Source organism: Acinetobacter kookii (assembly GCF_900096895.1).
In the GTDB taxonomy this organism is placed as follows: Bacteria; Pseudomonadota; Gammaproteobacteria; order Pseudomonadales; family Moraxellaceae; genus Acinetobacter; species Acinetobacter kookii.
This window is the reverse complement of record NZ_FMYO01000015.1, coordinates 15,562-27,601: the sequence shown is the minus strand read 5'-3', so window position 1 is coordinate 27,601 and position 12,040 is coordinate 15,562. Positions and strand designations below refer to the sequence as shown.

At 42.9% G+C, this 12,040-nt stretch carries 14 protein-coding genes; 8 read left to right on the top strand and 6 right to left on the bottom strand.

All coding sequences use genetic code 11. The features are described from left to right. Window positions 1-4: 4 nt before the first annotated feature. A complete protein-coding gene (gene dnaA, locus BLP85_RS14220; protein WP_092820947.1) occupies window positions 5-1,384 on the bottom strand; it encodes a chromosomal replication initiator protein DnaA in 1,380 nt (459 codons plus the stop codon). 662 nt (window positions 1,385-2,046) lie between these two features. Here dnaA and rpmH point away from each other — a divergent pair. The 5 genes from rpmH to mnmE all read left to right on the top strand — a co-directional run bounded on the left by rpmH (window position 2,047) and on the right by mnmE (window position 6,146). After that, a complete protein-coding gene (gene rpmH / locus BLP85_RS14215; protein ID WP_000831329.1) occupies window positions 2,047-2,181 on the top strand; it encodes a 50S ribosomal protein L34 in 135 nt (44 codons plus the stop codon). 30 nt (window positions 2,182-2,211) lie between these two features. Next, a complete protein-coding gene (rnpA, locus tag BLP85_RS14210; protein WP_092820945.1) occupies window positions 2,212-2,601 on the top strand; it encodes a ribonuclease P protein component in 390 nt (129 codons plus the stop codon). A 9-nt stretch (window positions 2,602-2,610) separates the two neighbouring features. Further along, complete coding sequence (yidD, locus tag BLP85_RS14205) at window positions 2,611-2,931, top strand: membrane protein insertion efficiency factor YidD (protein WP_092820943.1); 321 nt, start codon at window positions 2,611-2,613, stop codon at window positions 2,929-2,931. A 5-nt stretch (window positions 2,932-2,936) separates the two neighbouring features. Beyond that, window positions 2,937-4,691, top strand: coding sequence for a membrane protein insertase YidC (gene yidC, locus BLP85_RS14200; RefSeq protein ID WP_092820941.1), 1,755 nt, complete (start codon window positions 2,937-2,939; stop codon window positions 4,689-4,691). 99 nt (window positions 4,692-4,790) lie between these two features. Next, complete coding sequence (mnmE, locus tag BLP85_RS14195) at window positions 4,791-6,146, top strand: tRNA uridine-5-carboxymethylaminomethyl(34) synthesis GTPase MnmE (RefSeq protein WP_092820939.1); 1,356 nt, start codon at window positions 4,791-4,793, stop codon at window positions 6,144-6,146. Window positions 6,147-6,283: 137 nt separating this feature from the next. On the opposite strand, the gene BLP85_RS14990 is transcribed toward mnmE, so the two are convergent. Further along, the gene (locus BLP85_RS14990; RefSeq protein ID WP_171259730.1) at window positions 6,284-6,430 is read right to left on the bottom strand and encodes a hypothetical protein; all 147 of its coding nucleotides are present in this window, start codon (window positions 6,428-6,430) and stop codon (window positions 6,284-6,286) included. A gap of 228 nt (window positions 6,431-6,658) precedes the next feature. Between BLP85_RS14990 and BLP85_RS14190 the strand changes: the two genes are divergently transcribed. After that, entirely contained in the window at window positions 6,659-6,994 is a 336-nt protein-coding gene (locus tag BLP85_RS14190; protein ID WP_092820937.1) for a DUF1622 domain-containing protein, read from the top strand. 88 nt (window positions 6,995-7,082) lie between these two features. Here BLP85_RS14190 and BLP85_RS14185 read toward each other — a convergent pair whose 3' ends face one another. Together BLP85_RS14185 and BLP85_RS14180 are read right to left on the bottom strand one after the other, a co-directional pair. Further along, window positions 7,083-8,291: an MFS transporter gene (locus tag BLP85_RS14185; RefSeq protein ID WP_171259729.1), complete on the bottom strand. Its 1,209-nt coding sequence runs from the start codon at window positions 8,289-8,291 to the stop codon at window positions 7,083-7,085. 115 nt (window positions 8,292-8,406) lie between these two features. Further along, complete coding sequence (locus tag BLP85_RS14180) at window positions 8,407-8,673, bottom strand: metal/formaldehyde-sensitive transcriptional repressor (RefSeq protein WP_092820981.1); 267 nt, start codon at window positions 8,671-8,673, stop codon at window positions 8,407-8,409. A 54-nt stretch (window positions 8,674-8,727) separates the two neighbouring features. Between BLP85_RS14180 and dmeF the strand changes: the two genes are divergently transcribed. Next, window positions 8,728-9,708 carry a CDF family Co(II)/Ni(II) efflux transporter DmeF gene (dmeF, locus tag BLP85_RS14175; protein ID WP_092820935.1) on the top strand — a complete coding sequence of 327 codons (981 nt, stop codon included), beginning with the start codon at window positions 8,728-8,730 and terminating at the stop codon, window positions 9,706-9,708. Window positions 9,709-9,789: 81 nt separating this feature from the next. Further along, window positions 9,790-10,491 carry a DsbC family protein gene (locus BLP85_RS14170; protein ID WP_092820934.1) on the top strand — a complete coding sequence of 234 codons (702 nt, stop codon included), beginning with the start codon at window positions 9,790-9,792 and terminating at the stop codon, window positions 10,489-10,491. A gap of 434 nt (window positions 10,492-10,925) precedes the next feature. Here the strand turns inward: BLP85_RS14170 and BLP85_RS14165 are convergent, their stop codons facing one another. Continuing rightward, window positions 10,926-11,183 carry a GlsB/YeaQ/YmgE family stress response membrane protein gene (locus BLP85_RS14165; RefSeq protein WP_092820933.1) on the bottom strand — a complete coding sequence of 86 codons (258 nt, stop codon included), beginning with the start codon at window positions 11,181-11,183 and terminating at the stop codon, window positions 10,926-10,928. 177 nt (window positions 11,184-11,360) lie between these two features. After that, the gene (gene hpt, locus BLP85_RS14160) at window positions 11,361-11,888 is read right to left on the bottom strand and encodes a hypoxanthine phosphoribosyltransferase (RefSeq protein WP_092820932.1); all 528 of its coding nucleotides are present in this window, start codon (window positions 11,886-11,888) and stop codon (window positions 11,361-11,363) included. Window positions 11,889-12,040: the final 152 nt, after the last annotated feature.

The following is a 12,040-nucleotide window of genomic DNA, read 5'->3' as shown; positions in this document are numbered from 1 at the left end:
CAGATCAGCTTTGCAACAGCCGTTGCAGGTTTTTATAGTCTTCATTAAAGATCGGATCTTCTTCCCGAAGGCTGATCACTTTTTCACAGGCATGCATCACGGTACTGTGATCACGCCCACCAAAAGCCATGCCAATTTCGGGAAAACTGTCCCCGGTCAGTTCACGTGCCAAACCCATGGCCAGCTGACGTGGACGGGCATAAATACGGGTCCGCTTGGGACCGACAATTTCTTTTAAAGGAATACGGAAATATTCACTCACCACGCGCTGGATATTTTCAGTACTGATGGTACGGGCACGGATGGCCAACACATCTTTTAACGATTCACGCACGACATCCAGATCGATCGGCGTGCCTTTAAAACGGGAAATCGCCACCACCTTGTTCAGCGCACCTTCCAGCTCACGAACATTGGCCACCACTTGCTGAGCAATAAACAGGGCACAGTTACGCGGCAACTCCACTCCACTGCTTTCGGCTTTTTTCAGCAAAATTTCAATTCGGGTTTCAATATCCGGTGGCTCAACTCCAACTGACAATCCCCAGGAAAAACGTGAAACCAGACGTGCATCCAGTTCCGTCAATTCTTTGGGATAACGGTCGGAAGTCAGAATAATCTGTTTCGATTCATCCAATAGCGCGTTAAAAGTATAAAAGAACTCCACCAAGCTGGCTTCTTTACCGGCCAGCAAATGAATATCATCCACCAGCAACAGATCGAGCGAGCGGCAATTCTTTTTAAACTCTTCCACTTTGCCTTGCTGTAAAGAGCTGACAAAATCCTGTACAAAACTCTCGGCCGTCATGTACATCACCCGTGCATTGGGTTTGGCCTGTAACAGGGCATTGCCGACAGCTTGCATGAGGTGGGTTTTACCCAAACCGGTCGGTCCGTATAAAAATAGCGGGTTATGCTGTGAAGCGCCCAACTGAGTTAACACTTTACGGCATGTTTCAGCTGCCATCTGGTTGGAACGGCCTTCAACAAATAGTGAAAAAGTAAATAAGGGATTTAGTAAACGTTTACGGCTGTTTTTACTGCCGGTTTCATCTTTTTCTTTTTTCGGTTTGGAAACAACTGCCGGAACAGATTGCAATGCAGCCGTGGTGGTTGCTGGCTGTTCATTGGCTGACAAGATTGCACCCGGACGTGAATCCACCAGAATCTCGACTTTACGTACCCGGCCTTCAGACATCTGTTCAGCCAAAATCGTAATCAGCTCCAGATGATGCTCCTGAATATAGCGGGTCCAATACGGATTGGGTGCATAGAGTCTTAAAGTATCATTCAGCTCTTCCGCAACCAGAGGGCGAATCCACATGGTAAAGACATTTCCCGAAAGCTCTTGTCGCAAACGAGTTAGACAGTCTGTCCAAAGCATGTGAAACCCCTATTCATTCCATTGTTAGTAAAAAAATCATGCGAGCCCGACCGAGCGGGTCGCCATTCTATCGAAGTTATCCACATCTGTCATGGCAAAATTCAGGAAATATCACTCAAAAAAGCAAATTTCCGATTAAATTTAAATTTAAATCATGGTGTGGATAAGTTTATCCGCAAGCTGTGGATAAAATATAGCACAAAGTTATCCACAAATTAATAAAATCATAAAAACATAGATATCCACAATTTAAATTTATGTTTATTAAAAATAAAATATGCTTTTCCACAAAAAAAACCCACCCTAATAATAATAAATTTAAATTTATAAATTTGAATTTATTTATAGAAATGCGGTTTTGTGGGGATAACTCTAAAAAGTTATAAATTTAAATTCATTACCCAACACAATCATGTTTATTCACAACAGCCTGTGGATAATATTGTGAGTATTTCTGTTTATAACTTATGTTGTTTTATTAATCAATAATTTACACTGTGTATAAAATAGATACAATTTTTAATAATCTAACGATATGCTCAATCCGTCAATCTTGTAAAAACCGGCTTATTTTGAAAGAAAGTTTGTTTTTGATTGACAGCTCACTGAATGAACACTAAAATCGCGAACCTTCATAGAAAGATCATTTTTGGAGTTTCAATATGAAACGTACATTCCAACCATCAGAATTAAAGCGTAAGCGTGTTCATGGTTTCCGTGCTCGTATGGCTACTAAAGCTGGTCGTCAAGTATTAGCTCGCCGTCGTGCAAAAGGTCGTCATAGCTTAACTGTTTAATCTGTTAACGCTATTACGATTTTGGGTGTTATGACACTTTATGGCTTCAGCACAGATGTACGTATACGCTGTGCTGCCGATTATAAAAGTGTGTTTGATGGTGCGCTTTTTAAAGTGCATCAACCCCATTTCCTATTTCTTGCAAAAAATTCCGAACAGCCGAAAAGCCGTTTGGGTATTGTTGTTGCGAAGAAGAAAGTGCGTCGTGCACATGAAAGAAATAGAGTAAAACGTCTTGCTCGTGAAAGTTTTCGCCTGCATCAGCAGCAATTAGATTTATTAGATATTGTGGTCATGCCTAAAATGGGCATTGAAGCAGTGCCTAATGCAGAATTGCAGCAGCAATTACAATTTGCTTGGCAGAAATTGCAACGCCTTGCCAAAAAGCATAAAAAGATAGCTCCCTCCCCACAAAAGTAGAGAAGGCCAATGGTACGTTTACTGCATTGGTTGATTCGATTCTATCAGATCGCGATTAGTCCTTTATTGGGACCTCGCTGTCGTTATATTCCAACATGTTCTCAATATTCTTTGGAAGCAGTCCATACTTATGGGGCTCTGCGTGGTGCGTGGTTAGCTACTCAGCGTATTTGTCGTTGTCATCCTTGGGGGGGCTCAGGTTATGATCCGGTACCGCCAAAGGCAATTCGTTTTATTTCATTTCAGCAAATAGATTCTCAAACGCTTCACGTTGTTGTACCCTTTCGTGATCGTTTATTGAACCGAAATCACTCTAACTACTTGGGATAATAGATATGCAACAATGGGCCAGGTTTGCAATTCTAGGGGCCATGTTTGTCGTCGCATATTTGCTTATTTTGGCTTGGCAAAAAGATTATGGTCATGCAGAAACTCAACCGCAGCAACAAACTGCCGTTGTTTCACATGAAGTATCTGCAGATTTGCCAAATGGTCAAACCGCTGCTACTGCGTCTGACATGCCTCAAGCGAATATTGCGACTCAGCAAACTACAACAGATGCCACTGCACCTGTAAGTCAACAGCTTATTTCAGTACAGACTGACCTTTATCATCTTTGGATTAATCCTAAAGGTGGTGACATTGTTCGTATTGAATTATTGAACCATGATAAAGATAAAGACAGTAATGCGCCGTTCGTGATGTTGGAAAGCGATGCTCAGCGCACCTATGTGGCTCAGTCTGGATTGATTGGTTTAAATGGACCAGACAGTAACCGCAACGGTCGTCCGGTATATGAGATTGAAAAAGCGTCTTATACCTTGGCAGATGCCAAAGCGGAAAAAACCAAAGATGGTCAAGCGGTTAAAGTTTTATCGGTACCGATGGTCTATAAAACTGCTGATGGTGTCGAGATTATTAAGACCTTTAGTTTCAAACAAGGTGAATATCCGATTATTGTCAGCCACAAAGTGGTGAACCGCAGTAGCCAGAACTGGCAGGGCCAGATGTTTGGTCAGATCAAGCGTGATAATTCGGATGATCCAGGTAAATCTTCCCAAGGTATTTTCACCCTCGGCACATTCCTGGGCGGTGCGTGGGGAACGCCAGATGAACATTATAACAAGCTGAAATTTGACAACTTCAACGATGAAAAGTTGAATGTGGAAGCCAAAGGCGGCTGGGTTGCTGTAGTGCAGCATTATTTTGTCAGTGCCTGGATTCCGGGGGATATTAAACTCACTCAAGCCAATGGTCAGCCTTATAGTGCCAAACTGGAATCTCGCCAATCTACCGATAACATGAACATTATTGGTTTCACTTCACCGACCATGAATGTACCTGCCGGTACCACGGCGGAAGTGGACGCGACCTTCTATTCAGGTCCTAAAATTCAGTCTGAATTGAAAGACCTTGCTGTGGGCCTGAATCAAACTGTAGATTATGGCTGGTTATGGCCAATTGCCAAATTATTGTTCCTGGGCCTCCAATTCTTCCATAATATTGTGGGCAACTGGGGCTGGTCAATTATCCTGTTGACCGTATTGGTCAAACTGATTCTGTGGCCATTGTCGTCCAAGAGCTACCGTTCGATGGCGAAAATGCGTGTGATTGCTCCTGAAATGCAACGCATGAAAGAAGAGTTCGGTGAAGACCGTATGCGCTTCTCGCAAGAAATGATGGCGCTGTATAAGCGTGAACAGGTCAATCCATTATCGGGTTGCTTGCCATTGCTATTGCAAATGCCGATTTTCCTGGCCTTGTACTGGGTATTGATGGAGTCGGTAGAACTTCGTCATGCACCATGGTTAGGCTGGATTCAAGATTTGTCTGCAATGGATCCGTGGTTTATCCTGCCGTTACTGATGGGCTTGACCATGTTTATCCAGCAGTCCTTAAATCCGCAACCGGCTGATCCGATGCAGGCGAAAGTCTTCAAGATCATGCCAATTATCTTCACCGTATTTATGCTGTTCTTCCCTGCGGGCTTGGTGTTGTACTGGATTGTCAACAACAGTATTACCATCTTGCAGCAAGGTCTGATCAACAAAGGTGTTGAGAAAGAACGCGAAAAACGTGACGTTGTTTAAGTAACGACTGATTGCGAATAGCTGAATAAATCCGCTTAAGATGGTAATCTTAGGCGGATTTTTCTTTGGCTGTGATTTGGGATTTTTTAGGTGAATTTTATGCAAAACCTTACTACGATTGCTGCGATTGCAACTCCGCCCGGACGTGGTGGCGTGGGGGTAATTCGTCTGTCGGGTCCAAAATCTTATGCCATTGCTGAAGCTTTGACTCAAAAAGCCCTGCCTAAAGCCCGTTTTGCCGGTTTCCGCCAGTTTTATAATGCGGCTGGTGACGTCATGGATGAAGGCTTGGCCATTTGCTTTCCTAACCCCCACTCCTTTACCGGTGAAGATGTGGTGGAGCTGCAGGGTCATGGCGGCCCAGTGATTCAAAATGCCCTGCTCGGCCGTTTATTGGAATTAGGCGCGACCGCTGCCAAAGCCGGTGAGTTTTCCATGCGTGCCTTTGAAAATGGCAAACTGGATCTGGTTCAGGCCGAAGCCATTGCCGACCTGATTGATGCCACCTCCCAGGCCGCTGCGCGTTCTGCGGTACGCTCCTTGCAAGGTGCCTTTTCTACCCGGGTCAATACCGTGCTGGAGAAATTGATTCACCTGCGCCTGCATGTGGAAGCTGCAATTGATTTCCCGGAAGAAGAAATCGACTTTTTGGCAGACGGTAAAATTTTAGCCCTGCTGGAAGATGTGCAAAGTTCAGTCGCTGCCGTTCAGACCTCGGCACGCCAAGGCCAGCTATTGCGCGAAGGTTTGCAGGTGGTGATTGCGGGTAAACCGAATGCCGGTAAATCTTCCCTGCTGAATACCCTGGCAGGCAATGAACGCGCCATTGTGACCGATATTGCCGGTACCACCCGTGATGTGTTGCATGAAAAAATCACCTTGAATGGCTTGCCGATTACCCTGACCGATACCGCAGGTTTGCGTGAAACTGGTGATGTGGTGGAAAAAGAAGGCATCCGCCGCGCGATTAAAGAAATTGAACAGGCCGATTTGTTGCTGCTGGTCTATGACTTAAGCCAGGGCGAAGATCCGCTGCAATTGGCGCAAAACTATTTTGCCGAACATCTGGAACCGCGCCGTTTAATGCTGATTGCCAACAAGTGTGACTTGACCGGTGCAGCCGCTGCAATTGGCGATTATCAGGGTTTCCGTCATATTACCGTTTCTGCCAAGCAGGAAACCGGAGTTCAGTCACTCATAGAGGCAATTACAGCGCATGCAGGCTTCCAGCCGGAAGAAGATACCTTTATTGCCCGTACGCGTCATTTAGACGCAATGAAGCGCACTCAGGCCTATCTGGCAGAAGCGCGTGAACAACTGGTGGTGTATAATGCAGGCGAGTTGGTGGCGGAATCCCTGCGATTGGCCCAAAATGCCTTGGGTGAAATTACCGGGGACTTCAGTGCAGATGACTTGTTGGGCAAGATTTTTGGTTCGTTCTGTATCGGAAAGTAATTTCAATTTAAGCCATTATTCTAATAAGTTCCAATAGATTACTATGTAAATTAAATAGCATTAAGTTTTAATAACTTAGTGCTTTTTTTATGTCATTTGATGGTGTTAATTTTTTTACTTTCTCATAGGCAATCTTTCTACTTTTGAAAGGTCAAAATGAGGATCTCAAAATATATTTTGAGTCCGCAAGAAAAACCTTTTGTTTCCCATACACGACATCCTGAGCCAGTTTTAAGCACTGCTTTAAAATGCAGCGCAAGGGATGGGAAACGTGTGGCATCCATGCCACACTCATGAATCTAATATCGACTAAAATCTATTTTCAATTTCAGCTTTACGAACAATTTTTAGTTTTTAAAATGATTTATGCAAGAAGTCTAATAGTATTAAGCCTACGATCTAGACTTGTGAATCAGACAATTAAAACTGAGAATAATTTTTTATGATTGAGTCAATGTGGACAGATGTTGATGTCAGAAAGTAAGAGTTAAAATCTCTTATGGAGGTGGTGAATGTTTGATGTCATGTTTTTGCGTGAATTATTAATCTCCTGGGTTCATTTCCTCCAATTATTTTTAGAAATGATTTCCGTGGTGTGTGTAATCATTGGCTTGATCAAAACCTCAATGGTGTTCATCCAGCTTAAATCAGGTCGCACAGCACGTTATTGTTTTGGAGACTGGCTTGCCACTGCACTTGAATTCCAGCTCGCCGCCGATATTTTAGCCACCACTGTCGATCCAGATCTGGATAGCTTGATTAAATTGGCCATCATTGCCGTAATTCGTACTTTCTTGAATTATTTCTTAATCAAAGAGCTTGAACATCAACCTACGCAGGGAAAATGAGGGGAGGGAAAGGCCGAATATAAAAACAGCTCTGCATTTGCTTTAATGATTTATCTTCATGGGGCTTACATTTCCATGAGCACCCTCGCTATTCCGTTTTTAGATTTGGTTTAAGCAAAGTGTTTTTCTGCCTTAATTTTTTATGCCAAATTAATAAATATAGACAGAGTAAACAGAACGCGGCACAAAAACTGAGCACACCTGCGGTTAAACCGAAATGATCGGCAAGATAGCCTACTGCAATAATAGGTAAAATGGTGCCTAAATATGCGACAAATAAATAGGTCGACATTACTGCAGCTCGATTGTGTGGATTGGTCATGGCGTGAATTAAGCCAAATGCCCCGATCAGGGCTAATCCATGCCCAACGCCAAGTAGTACATCACTGATAAAAAACAGAAAACTCCAGTGTAAGTACATACATAAACCCAAAATCAATAAACTGAACAACAGTGTATACAGCCCATAATTCAGGCATTTTCTTGCAGGAATCGATCTGGAAAAATACTGTACCATTGCAGAAATCAGCAGAATGCAGGTAATGGCCAGTCCACTGACCAAAGGACCATGCCAGGGAATAATGACCTGTACAAATGAGGGGGAAAGCGAAGCGAATAGGCTGAACGCTGCAAAGGCGCAAAAGGCAGTCAAACCGGTAATATAAAATTCAGGACGGAATTGTGCTTCAGGACGTTCTAAACGGGGTGCAATTGAAAAAGCTTGTGCGGTAAATTCAGGCTGAGGCAGACGTAACAAGCCTATAAAACACAACACTGCCCCGATAATAACCGGAATATACGGAGTAAATAACGGGGTGGCAGAAAACTGGGCAATCAGTCCACCCACCAGGGGACCTAAACCAAAGCCAACGGCAGTAATCACCGAGCTGAGCTGTGGTGCATGGCTTTTATGCGATTCAGGAATGCTCCACATCAGTCCAATCAATGCCGATGTGGTCATTAATCCCGAGGCAATCCCGATAATAAAACGCCCCAAAGACAGCCATAGCGCATTGTTTGCAAACATGGACAGCAGAAGCCCAACTGTGATGATGACCAAACCCAGTTCTAAGGTTTTTAAAAAGCCAATGCTGTTACTGGTACGGCCTAAAAACAGCAGCGTGGCTAAACAGCCCAACATATAAGTGACAAAAATATAGGTGATATGACTCGGCAACAAATGCCAAAGTTGCTGATAGATGGGATATAAAGGGCTGGCCAGTGCCGTCCCCATCGTTCCAATACAAAGTGCCAGGCTGACCATTAAAAATGGGCGCCAGGATTGTTGATTTGTCATAGAGGGTCACAAAAATATTTGCCACAGCATTCAAAAGGGCAAATATGGGGAGAAAAAGGAGAATTTAGCGTACTGGCAATCCCTATATAGCGTCAATGAATAAAATGTAAGAAATCTAGCTATAACGTTTTAATAACTGAAGAAATTCTTCCAGTTCTGCTTCATTAATTGCTGTCTGTTCTCCAATCACGTGATGACGCAAATGTGCTTCAATAAGCTCATTCATCAGGCCATTCACCGCCCCCTTAATGGCTGCGACTTGTTGCAAAATACTAATACATGAATTTTCCGGATGATTTAACGCTTGCTCCACGGCATTGATTTGTCCTTGTAAGCGTTTGACCCGGTTTTGAATTTTCTTGTCCTGATGTAAATGCCCCAACATTATTCTCCAAAAATAAATATACTATGGGGGAGTATATTGAAAAGCTAGATTATGCAAAACGCCCCATTTACCCGAACCCACCATCATCAGTTTGATGAAGGTAATCCGCTTGCACAAAAACGTATTTTATTGGCGACCATTCTAACGGCAGTGATGATGCTATTAGAAGTGATTGGCGGCTGGATTTACAATTCTATGGCTTTGCTGGCGGATGGCTGGCACATGAGCTCGCATATGCTGGCGCTGGGACTGGCTTATTTTGCTTACCGTTCCGCACGCCGTTATGCGCAGGATCATCGCTTTAGTTTTGGTACCTGGAAAATTGAAATTTTGGCAGGTTATAGCAGCGCCATCTTGCTGATGGTGGTGGCGGTGTTTATGGCCTTTCAATCGGTTGAACGACTGCTTAACCCGATTGATATTCTTTATAATCAGGCCATTCCGATTGCAATTCTGGGCCTGGTGATTAATTTAATCTGTGCGTGGTTGCTGCATGATGATCACCATCACCATCACCATCACCATCACCATGATCACGAAAATGAGCATACTCATACCGAGCATGACCTGAACCAGAAAGCCGCCTTTATGCATGTGGTTGCCGATGCGGTGACTTCAGTCTTTGCCATTATTGCGCTGTTTGCTGCCAAGTATTTGAATTGGACTTTTCTGGACGCCTTATTGGGTATTATCGGAGCCATTCTGGTAGCAAAATGGGCTTGGGGATTGATCAAGGAAACTGGAAAAACCTTGTTGGATGCAGAAATGGATCATCCTGTGGTAGAAGAAATTCGTGAGGTAATTGCAGAATTTCCAGTGGTAGAAATTACCGACCTGCATGTCTGGAAAGTGGGTAAAGGTAAATTTTCCTGTATTTTAGCTTTGGTCACCGATTCCAGTTTGAATGCAGACCAGGTTCGTGAGGCCTTATCCATTCATGAAGAAATCGTACATGTTTCGGTGGAAATTAATCCGCGATCAGTCAATGTTCCACGTGAAACCTTGCTGGGTAAATCTGTGGGTTTTCAGTAAGGCGAGCTAAAATTTTAAGATGAGCTGGCGGGTTTTTGGGTAGAATCAGCAGGAAAGATTTTAAAGCAATGAGCAAAACAGATGATTAAAAAAACATTGGCATGTGCCTTGATGAGTTTTATTTCCACTTTAACTTTGGCAAATGTCGATACGGTGAAAAGTAACCTGAGCAAGCAGCATCCCAAACTGAACATTGAAAATATTCAAGCCACCGAAATGAAAGGGATTTATAGCGGCTCAATGGATGGCCAAGTGGTGTATTTGGGGGAAGAGGCCCAACATATTCTGGTCGGTTCCATGTTCCGGTTAAGTGACCAGAAAAACCTGACCAAAGATTTAATACTCAAGCAGAACAGTATTGACTGGAAAAAATTGCCATTACAGGATGCGGTCAAGACCGTGCGAGGTAATGGTAAACGTCAGATCGCGATCTTTTCTGACCCAAATTGCCCGTATTGTAAACAGCTTGAAACTGAACTAAGCAAATTAAAGGATGTGACGATTTACACCTTTATTTACCCCATTAAAACTCAATCTGTGGCGGTTTCCAAACAGGTATTTTGTGAAAAAGATCCAGCTTTGGCCTGGTCAAATTTGATCGCTAAAGGGATTCAACCCGGTGCTAATAAAAGCTGTGCCAATCCGATTGAGCGTAATTTAAGTTTAGGTAAAACTTTAGGTTTAACCGGGACACCCGCCATTATTTTCTCCAATGGCTTTAAAGTCATGGGTGCCTACCCGGCCCAGGAAATTGAAAAAATCTGGAAAGAACTGGGTTTATAAAATAGATTTGCGCTGATGCAAGGAACGATAAAAAAGCACCATGTACGGTTAATGCTGATCAGTTAAGGAGTTTAGAAATAAACTCTTTAATTTTTTAGTCATTCATGGCGGAGTCTTACCGTTTTAAATCAATTCCTTGCAGCTCATTTGTTACTTTGGTTTCGCCCTGAGAAGCACTGCTTCGTAAGACTAAAGACATCTTGCGGAGCAATGCTCCTGACCGCAAAACTCGTCAGCCACTATCAACTAACAAATTTGTCGCAGAAACAATCATTTTTTTATGTAGTCCTGCCTCAAACAGTTGCGGATGACTTTTCCCATATATTAAATACAGTCATGAATTTAAAAAAGAAAATGCCAGTCAATTTCTTAACTGACTGGCATTACCGTGTACGGTGCTTTTTTATGACTTATTCCATGATTCGACAGGACATTTAACCCCTGGAATTCTTGGTCACCAGATTATAAAGAAACAGAATAATGATGGCCCCGATCACCGAAGCAATAAAACCTGCTGCAGAGTTTTCACCATACAGCCCGAGCAAGCGTCCACCATAAGTAGCCAATAATGAACCTGCAATACCGAGCAAGGCAGTAATGAAGAATCCTGCCTTATCATCACCCGGATGAATAGCTCGTGCAATTAAACCTGCAATAAAACCGACCACGATAGCAACGATAAGTGACCACATCAGTCTTCTCCTTTTGTTATCATTTATTTAATTTCGATTCGCTTTCATTTTTATAATTAATCATTTATCGAACACGAAACAGATGAATCCTGCTAATAACTGTTGTTTTTTTGTGCCGCTTGCAATTTAAAGCATAAAAAAGTGGCCTTCGGCCACTTTAAGTATCTTTGCTCAGTCTTATAAACCAATTTCACCAATAAATGGAATATGGCGATATTTTTGATCATAGTCCAGACCATAACCGACAATAAATTTATCTTCCACTTCAAAGCCCAGGAATTTCACTTCAAGTTCAATTTCACGGCGTGAAGGTTTGCTGATAAGCGTACACAGTTCAATAGAGTTGGGACCGCGAGTACTCAGGATTTCCAGAACTTTGCTCAGGGTATTACCAGAGTCGATAATATCTTCCACAATCAGCACATCTTTACCGCGAATTTCGCCGTCCAAATCTTTTAGAATTTTGACATCACGGCTTGAAACAGTACCGCCACCGTAACTGGATACGGTCATAAAATCGAGTTCATGTGGCTTGCTGATTGCGCGACATAAATCCGCCATAAAAATGACAGAACCGCGAAGCAAGCCAATCAGCACCAATTCTTTGTCACTATTGGCATAGTGAGCATCAATTTTCGCACCAAGCTCTTTGACTTTGGCTTGAATTTCTTCAGTTGAGATCATCACACTCATATGAACGGTCATGGGGAGATACCTAAAAGCAAATCAAAAAATAAAAAAGGTGTTGACCAGCAACACCTCTAAAGTTGTTTTAATTTTAATACATCTGTTTAAGAGATGCATCTTTTTTGCGCTTGTAAATCTCATCAGGCCTTGTGCTGCACCGTATCACGTTT